The sequence below is a fragment of the Pseudomonas sp. B7 genome, from assembly GCF_016735645.1.
Classification (GTDB): Bacteria; Pseudomonadota; Gammaproteobacteria; order Pseudomonadales; family Pseudomonadaceae; genus Aquipseudomonas; species Aquipseudomonas glycinae.
On the sequence record NZ_JAERRE010000015.1, the window covers coordinates 1 to 17,851 of the forward strand.

The window sequence follows — 17,851 nt, forward strand, 5'->3', positions numbered from 1 at the left end:
GCGACCGTTTGGCGAAGCCAAACACATCGAGAGGAGGTGCAGCGAAGCAAACCGTAGGCGATGCCCCCGGATCAATCCCGGAGCGAAGGAACCCGAGCCACAGCGAGGGCCGAACGTCAGGGTAAAGACTTTTTGGTTACTTTTGAGGCGTTTGTCAAAAGTGACCCGCTGCAAGAGCGGAACCGCCAGCCGCAACACCCGAAGAAACGGATATTCACCCAAAAAAACCTGAACCTGGTCGGCCCAAAGGCCGCCAAGTTCAACTGGGCGATCGCAGAGAATTACTCTCAAGCTCATACTGCAATTCATCGATCAAAGCATCCACCGCTTCCGGAGTACGCAAGGCACCAAGACTCAACCCACTAATCACCAGATCCACCCGCCCCGAAACCGGCTCATAAAGCTTCACAGTAAGCGAATGATCCCCATCCACCACACACTCACAAGCCAACGGCGAAAAACTACGCTCAAGCCGAGCCCGCAACTGCGCCAGATAAATCATAGCGCCAGCTCCGACAATCGACGCAACACGCCAGGTTCAATGACAAACAACACATTCATGGTCAAATCCATTAACAACGACGGAGGGGACACGATCACGAACAAAACCCGCATCGCACCTCACCAGACTAAGAACAGCCCGCCCCGCCAGACACCCGAATTTGCACCCCATGAACTAGTGCATTTGCACCTTACCGCTGCCCCCGACCTCCCCCCGAAAACAACCCGCGCTCGCGAGCCCAGACAATCGCCTCGCTTCGACTGTGCACATCCAGCTTCGAATACACCGTCGCCACATGATTGCGCACCGTGTTCGGCGCCAGCTTCAGCCGCGCAGCAATCTCCTTGTCCGCCAGCCCCTCACAGATCAGCGCCAGCACATCACGCTCCCGGGCCGTCAGATCGGTGAACGACACGCTCGGCAGCTGCGGCGAGTTGACCTTCTTCACATTGGCCAGCTTTTCGATCAACGTCCGACTGAACCAGGATGCATCCTTCATTACTTCTTCAATCGCCGCCACCAGCTCAAGCTCGGTGCGCTTGCGCTCGGTGATGTCCATCAGCACCAGCAGATAGCACACCGCGTCCTGGATGTTGACAGTGTCGGCGGACATCGCGCACTCCAGCAGCTCGGCGTCTTTCCTGCGGATCCGCATATCGACGCGGTCAACGCGGCCGTTTTTTTCCAGTGCCGCCAATAACCGGGCGCGTTCCGCCGGTTCATCGATGAAGTCCAGTTGCGCGACGGTCTTGCCGAGCACGTCGTCGCTCTCGTAAGCCAGGGTATCGAGAAAGGCCTGATTGACGTCGATCAGCCGCTGCTCATCGGCGCTGCAAATCAGGATCGGTACCGGCGTCAGGCGAAAGGCCTTGGCGAACCGCTCTTCACTCTGGCGCAGGGCGACTTCGGCCTTATGCCTGAGCTCCATGTCGACGAACGAAAACAGCATGCAATCCTCGTCATTGAGCACCAGCGGCTGCCCCGCGACGATCACCTGTTTACTGCCACCGTCCGGCAATCGCAGCTCGGCCTGCATCTGCGGGATCGTCGCGACATCGCGCAGGCGCTGGATCGCCAGGTCCTTGCGCTCGGCCTGTTCGAGAATGTCCAGCTCATAAGTGGAAGCGCCGATCACCTGATCGCGGGTGTAACCGGTCATTTCCAGAAAACCCGGATTGACCTTGATGTAACGCAGATCGCTGAGGCGGCAGATCACCGCCGGCGCGGGGTTGGCGTTGAAGGTTTTTTCGAAGCGCTGTTCGGCATTGGCCCAGTCGGTGACGTCGCTCATGATCAGCACCAGCGACTCGATGTCGCCGTCGCGATCGGTCAGCACCATGCTGCGCACGCTGTGCACCCAGGTGCGTTCTTCATCGCTGCGCGGGGAAACCTCCACCAGCACATCACTGAACGTTTCACCGGTCGCCACACGGCTGATCGGGTATTGCTCCGGCGTCAGCGTGTGGTTGTTGCGATACCGCAGGTTGAAGCGCTCGACGTATTCCCCGGCGTTGTTGCCCAGCTCGCCGATCCGGCTGACGCCATGCATCGCCAGCGCGGCTTCGTTGGCCCAGAGAATCGTCTGGTCGAGCTCCAGCAGAATCACCCCGTCGGACAGGCCGGCAATGATCTGCTGCAATTGACGGCGATTGGTTTCGGTGGTCAGGACGTCCCGGCTCATTGGTTCTCCACAAGTTCGCGCATGTGAAGTTTACGACCGCAGGCGGTTGTGATCGTGCCGGGCAACTTTGTCCCTGATTACCGCGATGAGTGATCGACCAGCTCGCGCAGCGTATCGAGAAACAGCTTGAGCACCGGCGAGGCATCGTCGGCCCGATACGTCGCGTACAGCGGCACTTGCGGCAACGCCGGGGTCAGGCGCCGGAACACCAGTCCGGCGGGAGCCAACTGCTCGATCGATGCGGGTAACAGCGCCACGCCAAACCCGGCGCGAACCAGACTGAGCAAGGTCTGCACCTCGATCACCTGCTGGCGGATCTGCGGGGTGAACCCGGCCTGAATGCAGCACTGATAGAGAAAATTGGCGAACCGCGACTGCTTCAATTCCAGCGCCACGAACGGTTCCTGCGCGAGGTCTGCGGGCGCCAGCACCTCGCGCCGGGCCAGCGGATGATCCTGCGGCATTACCACATGGATCGGCTCATGGATCAGCAATTCATTGCGCAACTGCGGGTCGTCATAGCCGACGCGGAATACGCAGGCGTCGATGCGTTTTTCCTTCAACGCCTTGACCTGCGCCGCCGGGGTCATCTCATGCAGACGCCAGGTCACCTGTGGATAGCGCTCGCGAAACAGGTGCAGCGCCTTGGGCAGCACGCCGACCATCACCGAACTGATCATGCCGATTTCCAGCTCGCCGAGTTGCCCGCGCCCGGTCTGGCGGGTCAGGTCCAGCGCCCGCTCGAGTTGCTCGAACACCAGCGGCGCCTGCTCTTTGAGCATCTGCCCCGCCGCTGTCAGCTCGACCCGGTGATGGCTGCGCTCGAACAGCGGCGTGCCGAGTTCTTCCTCCAGCAAACGGATCTGCTGGCTCAGCGGCGGCTGGCAGATGTGCAGCCGTTCGGCGGCGCGGCCAAAGTGCAGCTCATCGGCCAGGGCCATGAAGTACCGCAGCAAACGCAGGTCCATGGCGGCTTACCCCAGGTTCAGTGGCGTGGAACGCTGACGCACCCCGGTCAGGCTGAATAGCGCATTGGCAATCGCCGGGACCACCGAAGGACTGCCCAGTTCTCCCACACCGCCCGGTTTATCCGGCTGGCCATTGAGCACGAGGATGTCCACGGGCGGCATGTCCGACATGCGCGTGACGCGATAGTCGTGAAAATTGCTCTGCACCACCCGGCCCTGCTGGATGTCGAGACGGTCGAACAGCGCATGCCCGAGGCCCCACATCAGTCCGCCGTAAATCTGCTCTTCGACACCGCCCGGCGACACCGCCAGACCGCAATCGACCACGCAGGTCAGCTTCTCGACCCGCGCCTTGCCATCCACCTTCGCGACCCGCGCCACCACGGCGATGAAACTGGTGTAACCCTGATTGGTCGCAATCCCCAGCGCCGTGTCCGGCGGCAGCTTCTGCCCCCAACCGGCGCGTTCGGCGGCCTGCTTCAACACAGCGACATGCCGTGGCCGCTCCTGCATGCTGGCCAGTCTGAACGCCAGCGGATCTTTGCCGGCCGCATGGGCCAGTTCATCCATAAAGCTCTCCACAGCGAACACGTTGGGAATGAAACTGACCGAGCGATACCAACCGCTGGGCACGTTGCTTTCGTGCTTGACCCAGTTCAGCTCCAGGTGCGGCGGACGGTAGGCGAAGTCCCACGCGGTGATTGCTTCGGTGGTGCTGTAATCCATGTGATCCGGACGCTCGAAATAGCCCGGCTCCCACTGTTCCGGCGAGGCCGGTGACACTGCATGCAGTTGCAACGCCGTGAGTTTGCCCTGGGCATCCAGTGCACCTTTCACCCGATGCAGCGTGGCCGGGTGATAGAACAGCGCGTGCATTTCGTCTTCGCGACTGTTGAGCAGTTTCACCGGCACGCCGGTTTTCTGCGCCAGATACGCGACCTCGAACAACCAGTATTTGGCTTCCCGCGCACCGAAGCTGCCACCGGACACCAGTTCATGGATGGTGACCTTGTCCTTGGCGATGCCGCACACGGTCTGCGCCGCTTCCAGTGCCGAGGACGGCACCTGCACGCCGCCCCAATAGGTGATTGCCTTGTCCTTGACTTGCGCAGTGATGCAGATCGGCTCCAGCGGGTTTTGCACCTTGTAGGGCATGGTGTAATCGGCTTCGAGCAGCTTCGCAGCACCCGGCCATTGCCCGGCGACATCGCCCTGGGCCATGGCTTTGACGGTTTGCGTTGCCGGGTCGCTGATCGCTGCGATCTGTGCCTTGGCCAGATCGGCGCTGTCGAAGCCGGCCAGCGGCGAGTCGCTCCATTTGATCTCCAGCAACTGACGTCCCTGCTGCGCAGCCCAGAACGTTTCGGCTAGCACCGCGACGCCTTCGAGGTTGCCGCCGAGCACGTCCGGACGTCCTGGAACCGCGATCACCTTGCGCACGCCCGGCACCTGCAATGCGGCCGCCGAATCCACTGCGACAACCTTCGCGCCCACCACCGGCGCACGCTGGATTACCGCCACCAACATCCCCGGCAACTGCACGTCGATGCTGTACTTGAAGCGCCCACAGACCTTGGCCGCCGCATCGCGTTTGTGGCGCAACTTGCCGATGTATTTGAACTGCGCCGGATCCTTCAGCGTGACGTTGGCCGGTGCCGACAGATGCGCCGCCGCGCCGGCCACTTCGCCGTAGCCGAGGCTGCGCTTGCTCGACGCATGCACGACCCGGCCTTCTTCGGTGGAGCAACTGTCGGGGCTGACTTTCCACTGCTGCGCCGCCGCACTGATCAGCAGCGCCCGCGCCGTGGCGCCAGCCATGCGCAAGCGATCGTACTCCAGCGACACACTGGTGCTGCCGCCGGTGGAGAAGACTTTCCAGACCGGATGAATATAGGTTTCAAAGAACGGATCTTCCGGGGTGATGACCTGCACGGTCATCGGGTTCACATCCAGTTCCTCGGCCACGCACGCGGCCAAAGCCGTCTGGGTCCCGGTGCCGGAATCGTGCTTGTGCACCACCAGTTTCACCGTGCCGTCGGGCAGCACGCGCACCCAGGCGTTGGGTTCGAATTCCGTGGCGGTGGTTTTCGCTTCAGTCGCAGCCGCACCGGAAGGCAGGTACAGCGCAATCGCCAGACCGGACGCCACTGTCACCGCCTGTTTGAGAAACACCCGGCGCGAGGGTTCTTGAAGGGTGCCGTCGATGAGGCTCATCACGCCTCCTTCGGCGCATTCGCCGCCCGTTTGATCGCTTTGTTGATGCGCCCGTAGGTGCCGCAGCGGCAGATATTCCCGGACATCGCGTTGCGGATCGAGTCGTCGTTGACCGGTGCGCCGGTGTTGAGCAGCGCGGCTGCCGACATGATCTGCCCGGATTGACAGTAGCCGCATTGCGGCACATCTTCGGCGACCCAGGCCAGTTGCAGCGGATGGTTTTCGTTGGGCGACAGCCCCTCGATGGTGGTGATGCTGTGGCCCGCGACGGCGGCCAGCGGCAACTGGCAGGAACGTACCGCGACGCCGTTCAGGTGCACGGTGCAGGCACCGCACAGGCCCATGCCGCAACCGAACTTGGTGCCGGTGAGTTTCAACTGATCACGCAACACCCATAACAAGGGCATGGAAGGGGACGCCTCATCCAGCTCGCGTCGTTCGCAGTTTACCGTGAATGCAATCATTGTCAGGCTCCAAAAGAGCGGCCCGTCTTTGTGCGGGCCTGGTGACCGATTATTGGAACCCCCGGCAACGCGCGGCCAGCGACGATTTCTGCCAACCGGTGTAAGCAGGACTAACAACATGTACAAACGATACCCGTCGGTGCAGTCCATGAGCGCGTTCATCCACGCGGCGCGCAGCGGCAGTTTCTCCAGCGCCGCGCGCAAGCTCGACCTGACCCACAGCGCGATCAGCCAGCAGATCCGCGCCCTGGAAGACTTCATCGGCCAGCCGCTGTTCGTGCGCGAAGGCGGCGGCAGCAACCTGACCGATGCCGGGCAGCTGTTTGCCAGCGTACTGTCGGATGGGCTGGCGCAGATTGACCGGGCGTTGTCTTCGGTGAAAAACCGCAGCGTGGCCCAGCGTCTGACCCTGGACGTGGACAGCGAACTGGCGCAGAGCTGGCTCAATCCGCGTCTGCCGCAACTGCTCGACGGCTTGCCGGATTACGAAGTGACAATCCTGTCGATGCCGCGCAGTGATCGCAGCACGCTCGAACGGGTGAACCTGTTGCTGCGCTATGGCTATGGCGATTGGGACGATTGCGAAATGACGCAGATCTGTGGGGATCGGGTGTTGGCGGTGGCGTCTCCGGCGTTGCTTGAGCGGCATGGTTTGCAGGTGCCACTGAGCCCGGCGCAGATTCTTGAACTGCCACTGTTGGGGTATACGCGCAGGTCGTGGATTCCGTGGCTGGATGCGGCGGGGATGACACCGACCGAACCGCCGGCGCGGGTGATTTTCGATAATGCGGCGAATCTGATTGCGGCGGCTGAAGCCGGCGTCGGTGCGGGACTGGTGCGTGGATTGCTGGCTGCCGATGCGTTGCGCAGCGGGCGGCTGGTGGCGTTGAACCAAGCGCAGATTGCGGCGCATTACAATCTTTATGCGGTGTGGCCGCATGGGCAGGCTGAGCGAGTGGCACCTGTTGTTGAAGTGATCCAGCAGTTGGCCATGCAAACACTTCACTGACGCCATCGCTGGCAAGCCCATATCGAACAAGTATCACCACCCCACCCAATTAATATTGTACGAACCCTCCCCCGCCTTCCAATACTCGCCTCAAGCAACCACCCACCCGGGCCGGATGCGAACAGGCGAGGGAATGCGCGAGTGCTGCGCATAGAAACGGCCGATTGCCCGGGACGTGGATGCTGTGAGCCGCAAGGCTCCCTTCCCCGCTATCAGGAGATCGACTTCAATGATCATCGATATCAGTTGCTATCCCACGGATCTCGTGGACCTCGCCTGGAGGCATGACGGTGACCCGTTCACCGGCGAGCGTCTGCTGGAGATGATGGATGGCCCGTACATGGTCAACGGCAAGCCTCGCCGCATCGACAAAGCCTTCATCCAGCCACCGCAGGGCAACACCATCTACACCTGGACCGACGGCGAACTGTCGGGCCGCGAATCCATCGACGCCTACATGGCCTACACCCTGAAAATGGTTCAGACCTACCCGGACCGTTTCATCGGCTGCTTCGTCTACAACCCGCGCTGCGGCGTGGAAAACGGCGTCGAGGCGATCGAACGCTACGTCAAGGAACACGGTTTCAAGATGGTGCAGATGCAGGCCAACATGCATGCCTACCGGCCTGACCGTGCACTCGACTGGGTGCGTCCGGCCTTCGAGAAATGCGCCGAGCTGGGCATTCCGGTCAAGCTGCACACCGGCGACGGGCCTTACAGCATCCCGTCGGAATGGGTGCCGATGATCAAGGAATTCCCCAACGTCGATTTCATCATGGCCCACTTCGGCGTGCAGACCGGCGGCGTCTACGTGTTCGAACCGATGCAGTGGGCGATGGAGCTGCCCAACGTCTATTGCGAGTCTGGTTGGTGCCTGCAATCGCGGATCGTCGAATTCGCCAAGGTGCTGCCGACCCACAAGATCCTGTTCGGCACCGACACCCCGCCGAACGAACCGGGCATGTGGCTGCGCCTGCTCGAGGTGCTCTGCCACGAGCCGCCGCAGGGCCTGAACCTCGACGAGGACACCCTCGAGGATTACCTGGGCAACAACACCGCACGGATGATCGGCCTCGAGCCGTCCCCGCCGCCGCGTTCCGTTTCCGAAGCAGAGGCGCAACTCAAGCGCCCCGTCACCACCCAACTGGCCAGGAGCTGAACCGATGATCATCGACACCCATCTGCACCCCACCAACCTGGTCGACGAGGCCTGGCGCCACACCGGCGAACCGTTCACCGGCGAGCGCATGCTCAAGCTGATGGACGGCCCGTACATGATCAACGGCAAGCCGCGCCGGATCGACATGGGCTTCATCCAGCCGCCACCGGGCAACACCGGTTATCGCGACGGCAACCGCCGTGGTCGCGAGGGCGTGCGTGACTACATGTCGTATGTCGCCGAACTGTGTGTGAAGTACCCGGACCGGTTCATCGGCAACTTCAACTTCAACCCGCGCTGGGGACCGGAAAACGGCGCGGCAGAGCTGGAGTTCCACATCAAGGAATACGGCTTCAAGATGCTCAAGCTGCACGCCAACATGCACGGCTATCGCCCGGACCGGGCGCTGGACTGGCTGCGTCCGGCGATGAAAGTCTGCGCCAAGTACAACATCGTGGTGCTGATCCACACCGGCGACGGCCCGTACACCATTCCGACGATGTTCTACCCGATCATCCGCGAGTTCCCGATGGTCAATTTCATCATCGGTCACTTCGGCATCCAGACCGGCGGCAACTACTCGTTCGAGGCGTTCTGGATGGCGATGGACACGCCGAACGTGTACTGCGAATCCGGCTGGTGCTTCCAGTCGCGAATCGTCGAGTTCGCCAAGGAGCTGCCGCGCAACAAGATCGTGTTCGGCACCGACTCGCCGCCGAACGAACCGGGCATGTGGCTGCGCGAGCTGGAGGTGTTGTGCTCGCCGGCGCCGCAGGGCCTGGGGATCGACGAGGATCACCTTGAGGATTACCTGGGCAACAACATCGCCCGGTTGTGCGGGATCGAACCGACCCCGCCGCCCAAGGATCTGGCCGAGGCGGACATTCGTCTGACCACGACCTATCTCTAAACAGGGTCTGACCCGGCTTCAACCCAGCCACACAGCGACTTTACAGGCGCGAAGATGACCCGGCGTTCGCTCGACCGGCAGGCCAACGGCTTGTCGATCGAACGCCAGCCTCACCCCTGCGTGCCTGCTTTTTACGAGGTGAAACCATGACCCGTTCGACGCTCGGCGACTCTCAGGATTTTCACGTATTCATCGACGCCTATCGCCGCCAGTACCCGGACGATGTGCTGACCATCACCCAACCTCTCTCCGCCGATCAGGACGTCACCGCCCTGGTCGATGCCCTCGCCACTCAGGGCCGCGATCCGCTGCTGATCTGCGAAAACGTCGGCAACCTCGGCGTGCCGGTGGCGACCAATCTGTTCGCCTCCCGCCGGCGTATCGCCCGGCTGTTCGGCGTCAGCGCCGCGCAGCTGCACGAAACCTTTCAGATCCTCGCCAACCAACCGATCGCGCCGCGCTACGTCGAAACCGGCCCGGTGCTCGACGAAGTCTTCGAAGGCGAAACCCTGGACCTGGCGCTACTGCCGATGCTCAAGCATTTCGACAGTGATCGCGGCCCGTACATTACCAACGCGATCATCATCGCCGAGGACCCGCAGACCGGCATCGCCAACATGAGCTACCACCGCTCGATGCGTCACGCCCGTCAGGCCCTGGCTACCAGCCTGCACTCGCGCGGGCATCTGTGGCGGATGCTGCAGACCGCCCGCGAACGCGGTGAAGAATTGCGCGTGGCCATGGTGGTCGGCGCGCATCCGCTTTTCATGCTCGCCGCCGCTGCACGTTTGCCCTACGGCAGCGATGAACGCGCAGTGGCCGGCGGGCTGTTCGGTGCGCCGCTGGAACTGGTCAAGACCCCGCGCTACGGCATCGGCGTCCCGGCTTACGCCGAATTCGTGCTGGAGGGCGCGATAGACCCGACGGCCTATGCCGAAGAAGGCCCGTTCGGCGAGTTCAGCGGTTATTCCTCGGACCGTTCGACCAACAACGTGCTGCGCGTCGATACCTTGTTGCGGCGCAAGGACGCGTGGCTGGTGGACGTGATGGGCGGGCGCTACGCCGAACACCTGACCCTGGCGCGGCTGCCACGCGAAGCGGAGATGAGCGAGAAGCTCAAGGCACGCTTCCCCGCCGTCACCGCCGTGCATTACCCGAACTCCGGCACGCATTTTCATTGCTACGTGGCGCTGGATCAAAGCCGCGACGGCGAGGCGCGGCAGATCATGCTGGCCCTGCTCGGCTGGGATCCGTACCTGAAAACCGTGATCGCGGTGGACAGCGATATCGACCTCACCGACGACAGCCAGGTGCTGTGGGCATTGGCCACGCATTTCCAGCCGCACCTCGACATTTTCACCATCGGCGGTTTGCCCGGCAGCCCGCTGGACCCGTCGTCCTCGGTCAATGGCACCACCTCGCGCATGGGTCTGGATGCCACGCGCGGCTCGGCGTTCGACGGGATCAAGGCGCAGCTCGATCAGGACGTACTCGAACGCGCGCGGCAACTGCTTGAAGGTCTGCCATCGTGAACCGTCAGCGGATGGTGGTCGGCATCAGCGGCGCGTCCGGCTTCATCTACGGCGTGCGCCTGCTGGAGTTGCTGGCGGAGCTGAACATCGAAAGCCATCTGGTCATCAGCCGTGCCGCGCTGCTGACCATGGCCCACGAAACCGACTACAAACTGGCGGACGTCACCGCTCTCGCCAGCCACTATCACCGCGCCGATGACGTGGCCGCCGGGATCGCCAGCGGTTCGTTCCGTTGCCTGGGCATGGTGGTTGCGCCCTGTTCGATGAGGACGCTGGCGGAGATCGCCACCGGCACGTCATCGGGGCTGATCGGCCGCGCCGCCGACGTCACCCTCAAGGAGCGCCGCACCCTGGTGCTGATGGCCCGCGAAACGCCGCTGACCCTCGCCCACCTACGCAACATGACTGCCGTCACCGAGATGGGCGGGATCATCGCCCCGCCGGTGCCGGCCTTCTACGCCCGCCCCGACAGCCTGGCGCAAATGATCGACCACAGCCTCGGCCGCGTCCTCGACCTGTTCGGCCTCGATGCCGGCGTCGCGCTGCGCTGGGGTGAAACCCCGGCCCCGAGCCAAATCCAGCCTCACTCCCCTTCATCGTGCACCGGTCTATCAATACCAAGGAGCCTCACATGAACACGCCCTTCAACGCCCCGACCCCGAACACCAAAATCCCGGTCACCATCCTCACCGGGTTCCTCGGTGCCGGCAAAACCACCCTGCTCAATTACATCCTCAAGGAGAACCACGGCCGCAAGATCGCGGTAATCGAAAACGAGTTCGGTGAAGTCGGCATCGACGGCGATCTGGTGCTCAGCTCCGAGACCGAAGAGATCTACGAAATGGTCAACGGCTGCGTCTGCTGCACCGCCGAAGTCCGCGAAGATCTGGTGCGCATCGTCCGCGAACTGGTGGCGCGTCCGGTACGGCTCGACCACATCCTGATCGAGACCAGCGGCCTCGCCGACCCGTACCCGGTGGCCCAGAGCTTTTTCATCAACGACCCGATCGCCGAGGAAGTCGAACTCGACGCGATCGTGACCATGGTCGATGCCAAGCACATCGCCCAGCATCTGGAAGATTTGCAGCTGGACGGCGTCGACAATCAGGCGGTGGACCAGATCGTCTGCGCTGACCGCATCGTCATCAACAAGGTCGATCTGGTCAGTGCCGAAGAGGTGGAAACCCTGCGCGGCAAGATCCGGGGATTGAACGCCACGGCGGATCTGGTGACTTCGACCCACGCACAAATCGACCTGTCGAAAATCCTCGGCATCGGCGCCTTCGAATGCACGCAGAAGCTGATGGAGATCGGCGCGGATCAGCACGATCACCACGACCATGGCCACCAAACTGAAGAGCCCGACCACGAGCACGACCCAAGCGTTTCGTCCGTTGGCATCGCCGTGGACGGCGCCGTCAACCTGATGGCGTTCCACCGCTGGATCAGCGAGTTGCGCAGTTCCCAGGCCGACAACCTGTACCGCATGAAAGGCGTGCTGGCGGTGGCCAATGAAGACCAGCGCTACGTGCTGCAAGGCGTGCACAGCCTGGTGGAGTTCCGCGCCTCGACCGCGTGGGGCAGCGAGCCGCGCTCGAGCAAGATCGTGTTCATCGGCCGCGACCTGGATCGGGCGGCGCTGAACCAGGGCTTCGCCGCCTGCCTGGCCAGCTGAAACCCGGCATCGGAGCCGGTGGATGGCGGTTCCGGGCACACAGAACGAATACCCCTCTGTACCGAATAACAACAGCTAGAGGTGATTCCCCATGTCGTCAGCCAGTTCCTCCTCCACCGTCCACCCTGTCGACCGCGTCCTGCCGGTGCGACAGATGCTCACCCTCGGCCTGCAGCACATGGCCGTCTCGTACATCGGCGCCATCGCAGTGCCGTTGATTGTTGCCAGTGCCCTGAAGATGTCCCACGCCGACACGGTGGTGCTGATCAGCACCACGCTGTTCTGCTCCGGCATCGCCACCCTGTTGCAGACCGTCGGTTTCTGGAAGTTCGGCGTGCGCCTGCCGATCCTGCAAGGCGTGGCGTTCAGCAGCGTCGGGCCGGTGATCGCCATCGGCAGCAACCCGGAGGTGGGATTCGCCGGGGTCTGCGGGGCGGTGATCGGCGCTGGAATCTTCACCATGCTCATCGCGCCGTTCGTGGGCCGCTTGCGACGGTTTTTCCCGCCGGTGGTGACTGGCTGCATCGTCACGGTGATCGGCTTGCAGCTGTTCCCGATTGCCTATGAATGGGTCGGTGGCGGGCGCAACGCGAGCAATTTCGGCGCCCCGGCGTTTCTCGCCGTGGCCGTCGTGGTGTTGCTGACCATCCTGCTGGTCAACCGCTATGGCAGCCCGCTGCTGCGCAACATGGCGGTGCTGGTGGGGATGCTGGTCGGCGCCGGTCTGGCTTACGGCCTGGGCATGGGCAACTTTCACAGCGTCGAGGACGCGCCGTGGCTGACCGTGCCCTACCCGTTCTATTTCGGCTTGCCGACTTTCAGCCTGATCCCCATCGCCACCATGGTCGTGGTGATGATCGTGCAGATGGTCGAGTCCATGGGGCTGTTCGTGGCCATTGGAGACATTGTCGACAAACCGGTGGAAGACAAACAGGTCATCAATGGCCTGCGCGCCAACGGCCTGGCCAGCACCATCGCCGGGATGTTCGCCGCGTTTCCGTTCATTGCCTTCATGGAGAACGTCGGGCTGGTGATCCTGACCGGCGTGCGCAGCCGTTGGGTGGTGGCGATCAGCGGACTGTTGATGTGCTCGATTGCGCTGGTGCCGAAGGCCGGGGCGATCATCGCTTCGATGCCAACTGCTGCGCTGGGCGGTGCCGGTATCGCGATGTTCGGCGTGGTCGCGGCAGCGGGCATCCAGACCCTGGCCAAGGTCGATTACGAGCGCAATCGCTACAACGTGCTGATCGTCGGTTTCACCATCGCCGCCGCCCTGGTGCCGGTGCTCGCCCCGACCCTGTTCAAACAACTGCCCGAGTGGTCACAGCCGTTCCTGCACAGCAGCGTGGTCATCGCCTGCCTGGTGTCGGTACTGCTCAACGCGGCGCTCAACGGCGTCAGCGTGCCAGAAACCACAGCCGGCAAATCCGCCTCGCACATCCTCTGACGGGAGCTGCCCATGACTCAACTTCAAAACATCCTGATCAAGCACCCGGTCGCGGTGATGACCGGCCTGCGCGGCCCCCGTGCCCGGGCCGGTGCCGTGGACATCCGCGTGGTCAACGGCCGGATCGCGGAAATGGCCGCCAACCTTGAGCCGCAACCCGGTGAACGAGTGATCGACGCGCGAAATTCGGTGGTCTACCCGGGCTGGATCAACACCCACCATCACCTGTTCCAGAACCTGCTCAAAGCCGTGCCCGAAGGCTTGAATCAGGACCTGCAAGGCTGGCTGGCGAGCGTGCCTTATCCGCGCCTGAACCGCTTCACCCCGCAACTGGCGCGGATCGCCGCACGGCTGGGGATGGTCGAGCTGCTGCTGTCCGGCGTCACCACCTGTGCCGATCACCACTACCTCTATCACGCCCACGGCAGCACCGAGACCGGCGACTTGCTGTTCGACCTCGCCGAGGAATTCGGCCTGCGTTTCGTGCTCTGCCGTGGCGGGGCACTGGAGTCGGCCAGCGCGCATCCAGGCTTCTCGAAAACCGCGCTGCAACCGGAATCCCTGGAGCAAATGGTCGGCGACATAGAACGGCTGAAATCGCGCTACCACCAGGACACCCCGGATGCACTGCGTCGGGTGGTGGTGGCGCCGACCACACCGACCTTCTCGCTGCCGCCAACGCTGCTGCGCGAACTGGCACACACCGCACGAGGCATGGGGCTACGCTTGCACACGCACCTGTCTGAAACCCAGAACTACGTAAATTTCTGCCGCGACAAGTACAACTGCCTGCCGGTGGAATTCGTCGCCGAACACGAATGGCTCGGCCCGGACGTCTGGTTCGCCCACGCCGTGCACCTGCAACCGGGGGAAATCCGCATGCTCGCCCAGACCGGCACCGGCGTCTCCCATTGCCCGGTGAGCAACGCACGACTGGGCAGCGGTGTCGCGCCGATTCCGCAAATGTACGAAGCCGGCGTGCCGATCTCCCTCGGCGTCGACGGTGTGGCCTCCAACGAATCCGGAAGCATGGTCGGCGAAGCCAACACCGCCTGGCTGATCCACCGCGCCGAACAAGGCGCCTCGGCCACCACCGCCGAAGACGTCATTCACTGGGGCACGGCCGGCGGCGCACAAGTGCTCGGGCTCGGCGCGGTCGGCACGTTGGAGGTTGGTCAAGCGGCTGATCTGGTGATCTACAGCCTCGACCATCCACGGTTCTACGGCTTCCACGACAGCGCCGTCGCGCCGGTTGTCGCGGGTGAGCCGATTGCTGTGAAATACAGCCTGGTAGGTGGTCGGATCGGCGTCGACAACGGCGTGATTCCGGGGCTGGATATCGAGCGGATGCGGGCCGAGGCCTGGGAGGGTGTGCAGGCGATGATGAAGGTCGACGATTGATGGATGACCGGTGGGAGCGGCGGTGCGACGATTCGCCTCGCCAGCTCCCACCGACGGCATTAGCGCCCCGCGGTTTTGTCGACTAACGTTAGTACCTCATCGGATTGAGCCCCTGCCAGTTACACCGGGCTCTTGATCAAGGAGAGACTGATGACATCCAGCCGCCTCATCGAACAGACCTATCGCACCTGGTCCAGCCCCATCCTGTTGGAGCTGAAAAAGCGCGAACACCAGATGGCGCCGGCCGAACGCCAGGCGCTTGAGAAAGTCATGGTGGAACGACGGTTGCTGGATGTTGGCAACCCTGACGGACCGGATCGACGCCAGGACAAGACTTCCCGTTAAGGCCGCCATCCGGCCGCCACACCTTGTCTACACTGCCAGCCATGGAGTCCGGACTTACTCCTCTGAATGATCAGGTCTGCCACTCCAGCCATTGGGTCGTTTCAGGAAAACCTCGCGGGTTTTCCTGAACCTATGGAGAAATCGGATAGCCCATCACTCACTGGAGCAGGGACATGACGATCACATTGGGCCCGATCATCGGGCACACCACGGACACGTCGGCAAAAATCTGGATACGCGGGGAAGCTAATGATGACAAGGAGGCGAAGCGGTTTTGTGTCGGCCTGATCGATGTATTCAAGGGCAAGACCTGGGTCACGTCGTGCCGCTGTTTCCTGCGTGACTACTATGACTTCACCGGTGCGGTAGAACTCAGTGAACTGAAACCCGCCACGGCCTATCGCGTGGTCTGCAACACGACCTACGTCAGCGATGAACTGGAGGTCACCCGACTGGTCAGGGACGACAAACCCGTCCGCCCGCTCAACCGTGCGGAAGAATCCGTCGAAGGGACGTTCACCACCGACCGGGCACCCGCTGACGGCACGCTGAACTTTGTATTCGGCTCGTGCCGTTATCTGTACTGGGACAACGTCTTTCAGAGTGATGCGGAAAAAGGCGACAAGACATTCCGCTCGATTGTCGAAAAACATTCGCAGAAACCTTTCGACCTGACGCTGATGATCGGCGACCAGGTGTATCTCGATCCGCTGAATGCGCTGCGCCAGTACAGCACGCTTGAAGAAATGTTCGACATCTATCGTCAGGCCTTCGGCCTGCCCTGGATCCGGCAGATGATGAACCGGATCCCGACCTACATGATCCTTGACGATCACGAGATCCGCGACGACTGGTCGCGAGAGAAACTCGACGATGTCGGCAAAGGCTTTTACGTCAGTGCGATGCGTGGTTATGAGTCCTACCAGCATTTGCACAACCCGGCGACGCCCAAGGGCCAGTACTGGTACACCTTCCAGAAAGGTGCCTTTCCGTTTTTCGTGATGGACACCCGAACCCAGCGTATCCGTGAGCCGTCGTCGATCGAACCGCGCTCGGTGCTGGGGCGCGAACAGCTCAATGCGTTCCTGACGTGGCTGAGTGAGCATCGGGGGGCGCCGATGATCTTTGTGGTCTCGAGCGTGCCGTTTTTCCCCGATCCGAAATCCGGAGACGACAAGTGGGTGGGCTTTCCGGAGGAGCGCAGCATCATTCTGGAGTTCATCCGGGTCGAGAAGATCAGCAATGTCGTCGTGTTGTCCGGCGACGTGCACAACAGCTGCTTCGCCGGCATGCGTTGCTACCAGGACCCGACGTTCGGGCTGACCTCACTGGTCGCCTCGCCCTTCTACTGGCCCTATCCCCATGAAAATCGCAGCAACTTCTACGGCGGCCGGACACTCGAGTTCATGCAGTGGAGCGATGGCACCCGCCGCATGCGCGACCGCATAGAGTATCGCTACGAAGGCGAAGGCTTTATCGGTGAAGAGAGCTTTGTCACCGTTTCGGTAGACGCGAGCAGGAAAGGCAAGATCGGCCAGGCACGCATCTATGACCGCAAGGGCGAGCCGCAGGAAGACTACCCCGGCGTCTTCAAGTTCTAGGACCGGACGCGTGCCGGGGCGAACGCACCCGGCACGTCTCGGCGTTTCATTGCAGGTTCAAGGTAGTCGGCAACCCGGCCAGTTTCTGCGGGTTACGCATGATGAAAATCCGGTTCACCTGCCCCGCCTGATTGAACCCGAACGTCATCGAAGCAGTGATGAGGCCGTCGGCCTTGATCACTACGCCCTGCGCGCCATTGATCTCGACCGGCAGCCACTCCTGCGCCTGCCAGTAGGCGTGCAGCGATTGGCCAATGAAGTCCAGCACATGCTTCTGGCCGAACAAGGTTTCGCGGATCGCCGACGCCTTGCCGCCGCTGTCGGCGCAGAGTTCGACGTCTTCGCTCAGCAGCGCACTGAGGGCGTTGGTCGAGCCGCTGGCGATGGCCGAATGAAAGGCATCCAGCAACTGCGACTGACGCGCCGGCTCCGGCTGAAAACGGATCTGCTCGCCACCGATGCTCGCCTTGGCCCGGGACACCAGTTTGCGGCACGCGGCTTCCTGAATGCCGAGGGTTTCAGCGACCTGCGAGTAATCGAAATCGAAGATGTCGTGCAGCAGATACGCCGCCCGTTCCTTGGGCGTCAGCCGTTCGAGCATCAGCAGGAACGCGGTGGACAGCGACGCGGCGAGTTCATGCATGTGTTCAGGCGATTCGTGGTGGGTGGTGTGAATCGGCTCCGGCAACCAAGTGCCCATGTAATCGACACGGGACTTGTGCGCCGAACGCAGCAGGTCGATGCAGTGGCGAGTGCAGGCGGTGGTCAGCCACGCGGCCGGTGTGGCAATGGAGACCTGATCGGCCTCCAGCCATTTGATGAACAGCTCTTGCACCGCATCCTCGGCTTCCACGCGGGAACCGAGAATGCGATACGCCAGCCCCAGCAGAAAGGGTCGTCGCTGTTCGAACACAGCGACGGTTTTTTCAGCGAAGTTCATCGA

Annotated in this window: 17 protein-coding genes; 10 read left to right on the forward strand and 7 right to left on the reverse strand. The window is 62.5% G+C overall.

The features are described from left to right. The 6 genes from JKA62_RS29000 to JKA62_RS26535 form a co-directional block, all read right to left on the reverse strand. The coding region (locus JKA62_RS29000) for a hypothetical protein (protein ID WP_236676680.1) at positions 1-297 on the reverse strand (297 nt) is incomplete at its 3' end. Next, on the reverse strand, positions 260-502 hold the full coding sequence (locus JKA62_RS26515) for a DUF1652 domain-containing protein (RefSeq protein ID WP_011334792.1): 243 nt from the start codon (positions 500-502) through the stop codon (positions 260-262). The genes JKA62_RS26515 and JKA62_RS29000, both read right to left, overlap by 38 nt. A gap of 190 nt (positions 503-692) precedes the next feature. Next, entirely contained in the window at positions 693-2,183 is a 1,491-nt protein-coding gene (locus JKA62_RS26520; protein WP_201820227.1) for a helix-turn-helix transcriptional regulator, read from the reverse strand. Positions 2,184-2,260: 77 nt separating this feature from the next. Beyond that, positions 2,261-3,151 carry a LysR family transcriptional regulator gene (locus tag JKA62_RS26525; protein WP_011334794.1) on the reverse strand — a complete coding sequence of 297 codons (891 nt, stop codon included), beginning with the start codon at positions 3,149-3,151 and terminating at the stop codon, positions 2,261-2,263. Between the two features lie 6 nt (positions 3,152-3,157). Then, positions 3,158-5,365 (reverse strand): xanthine dehydrogenase family protein molybdopterin-binding subunit, encoded by a 2,208-nt coding sequence (locus JKA62_RS26530; protein WP_201820230.1) that lies wholly within the window; start codon positions 5,363-5,365, stop codon positions 3,158-3,160. Beyond that, positions 5,365-5,829 carry a (2Fe-2S)-binding protein gene (locus JKA62_RS26535; protein WP_201820233.1) on the reverse strand — a complete coding sequence of 155 codons (465 nt, stop codon included), beginning with the start codon at positions 5,827-5,829 and terminating at the stop codon, positions 5,365-5,367. Before JKA62_RS26535 ends, JKA62_RS26530 begins: the two co-directional genes overlap by 1 nt. Before the next feature lie 118 nt (positions 5,830-5,947). On the opposite strand from JKA62_RS26535, the gene JKA62_RS26540 reads away from it, so the two are divergent. The 10 genes from JKA62_RS26540 (at position 5,948) to JKA62_RS26585 (ending at position 16,908) form a co-directional block, all read left to right on the forward strand. Beyond that, positions 5,948-6,838 (forward strand): LysR substrate-binding domain-containing protein, encoded by an 891-nt coding sequence (locus JKA62_RS26540; protein WP_011334797.1) that lies wholly within the window; start codon positions 5,948-5,950, stop codon positions 6,836-6,838. A 229-nt stretch (positions 6,839-7,067) separates the two neighbouring features. Beyond that, positions 7,068-7,997 (forward strand): amidohydrolase family protein, encoded by a 930-nt coding sequence (locus JKA62_RS26545; RefSeq protein WP_007952852.1) that lies wholly within the window; start codon positions 7,068-7,070, stop codon positions 7,995-7,997. A gap of 4 nt (positions 7,998-8,001) precedes the next feature. Continuing rightward, a complete protein-coding gene (locus JKA62_RS26550) occupies positions 8,002-8,907 on the forward strand; it encodes an amidohydrolase family protein (protein WP_007952854.1) in 906 nt (301 codons plus the stop codon). A 146-nt stretch (positions 8,908-9,053) separates the two neighbouring features. Then, a complete protein-coding gene (locus JKA62_RS26555) occupies positions 9,054-10,439 on the forward strand; it encodes a UbiD family decarboxylase (RefSeq protein WP_201820236.1) in 1,386 nt (461 codons plus the stop codon). An 11-nt stretch (positions 10,440-10,450) separates the two neighbouring features. Next, the gene (locus JKA62_RS26560) at positions 10,451-11,074 is read left to right on the forward strand and encodes a UbiX family flavin prenyltransferase (RefSeq protein ID WP_011334800.1); all 624 of its coding nucleotides are present in this window, start codon (positions 10,451-10,453) and stop codon (positions 11,072-11,074) included. Next, entirely contained in the window at positions 11,071-12,114 is a 1,044-nt protein-coding gene (locus JKA62_RS26565) for a CobW family GTP-binding protein (protein WP_011334801.1), read from the forward strand. Before JKA62_RS26560 ends, JKA62_RS26565 begins: the two co-directional genes overlap by 4 nt. A gap of 91 nt (positions 12,115-12,205) precedes the next feature. After that, positions 12,206-13,561, forward strand: a complete 1,356-nt coding sequence (locus JKA62_RS26570) for a nucleobase:cation symporter-2 family protein (protein ID WP_085602740.1) — start codon at positions 12,206-12,208, stop codon at positions 13,559-13,561. A 12-nt stretch (positions 13,562-13,573) separates the two neighbouring features. Then, the gene (locus JKA62_RS26575; protein WP_201820238.1) at positions 13,574-14,962 is read left to right on the forward strand and encodes an amidohydrolase family protein; all 1,389 of its coding nucleotides are present in this window, start codon (positions 13,574-13,576) and stop codon (positions 14,960-14,962) included. Positions 14,963-15,112: 150 nt separating this feature from the next. Continuing rightward, positions 15,113-15,307, forward strand: a complete 195-nt coding sequence (locus JKA62_RS26580; protein WP_041475330.1) for a hypothetical protein — start codon at positions 15,113-15,115, stop codon at positions 15,305-15,307. Between the two features lie 173 nt (positions 15,308-15,480). After that, positions 15,481-16,908: an alkaline phosphatase D family protein gene (locus JKA62_RS26585; RefSeq protein ID WP_011334804.1), complete on the forward strand. Its 1,428-nt coding sequence runs from the start codon at positions 15,481-15,483 to the stop codon at positions 16,906-16,908. Positions 16,909-16,954: 46 nt separating this feature from the next. Here the strand turns inward: JKA62_RS26585 and sigJ are convergent, their stop codons facing one another. After that, positions 16,955-17,848 carry an RNA polymerase sigma factor SigJ gene (sigJ, locus tag JKA62_RS26590; RefSeq protein ID WP_201820242.1) on the reverse strand — a complete coding sequence of 298 codons (894 nt, stop codon included), beginning with the start codon at positions 17,846-17,848 and terminating at the stop codon, positions 16,955-16,957. Positions 17,849-17,851 lie beyond the last annotated feature (3 nt).

Excerpts from the sequence above, each read along its gene's own strand:
- JKA62_RS26515 (WP_011334792.1), bottom strand. The coding sequence starts at position 502 with ATGATTTATCTGGCGCAGTTGCGGGCTCGGCTTGAGCGTAGTTTTTCG.
- JKA62_RS26520 (WP_201820227.1), bottom strand. The coding sequence starts at position 2,183 with ATGAGCCGGGACGTCCTGACCACCGAAACCAATCGCCGTCAATTGCAG.
- JKA62_RS26525 (WP_011334794.1), bottom strand. The coding sequence starts at position 3,151 with ATGGACCTGCGTTTGCTGCGGTACTTCATGGCCCTGGCCGATGAGCTG.
- JKA62_RS26530 (WP_201820230.1), bottom strand. The coding sequence starts at position 5,365 with ATGAGCCTCATCGACGGCACCCTTCAAGAACCCTCGCGCCGGGTGTTT.
- JKA62_RS26535 (WP_201820233.1), bottom strand. The coding sequence starts at position 5,829 with ATGATTGCATTCACGGTAAACTGCGAACGACGCGAGCTGGATGAGGCG.
- JKA62_RS26540 (WP_011334797.1), top strand. The coding sequence starts at position 5,948 with ATGTACAAACGATACCCGTCGGTGCAGTCCATGAGCGCGTTCATCCAC.
- JKA62_RS26545 (WP_007952852.1), top strand. The coding sequence starts at position 7,068 with ATGATCATCGATATCAGTTGCTATCCCACGGATCTCGTGGACCTCGCC.
- JKA62_RS26550 (WP_007952854.1), top strand. The coding sequence starts at position 8,002 with ATGATCATCGACACCCATCTGCACCCCACCAACCTGGTCGACGAGGCC.
- JKA62_RS26555 (WP_201820236.1), top strand. The coding sequence starts at position 9,054 with ATGACCCGTTCGACGCTCGGCGACTCTCAGGATTTTCACGTATTCATC.
- JKA62_RS26560 (WP_011334800.1), top strand. The coding sequence starts at position 10,451 with ATGGTGGTCGGCATCAGCGGCGCGTCCGGCTTCATCTACGGCGTGCGC.
- JKA62_RS26565 (WP_011334801.1), top strand. The coding sequence starts at position 11,071 with ATGAACACGCCCTTCAACGCCCCGACCCCGAACACCAAAATCCCGGTC.
- JKA62_RS26570 (WP_085602740.1), top strand. The coding sequence starts at position 12,206 with ATGTCGTCAGCCAGTTCCTCCTCCACCGTCCACCCTGTCGACCGCGTC.
- JKA62_RS26575 (WP_201820238.1), top strand. The coding sequence starts at position 13,574 with ATGACTCAACTTCAAAACATCCTGATCAAGCACCCGGTCGCGGTGATG.
- JKA62_RS26580 (WP_041475330.1), top strand. The coding sequence starts at position 15,113 with ATGACATCCAGCCGCCTCATCGAACAGACCTATCGCACCTGGTCCAGC.
- JKA62_RS26585 (WP_011334804.1), top strand. The coding sequence starts at position 15,481 with ATGACGATCACATTGGGCCCGATCATCGGGCACACCACGGACACGTCG.
- sigJ (WP_201820242.1), bottom strand. The coding sequence starts at position 17,848 with ATGAACTTCGCTGAAAAAACCGTCGCTGTGTTCGAACAGCGACGACCC.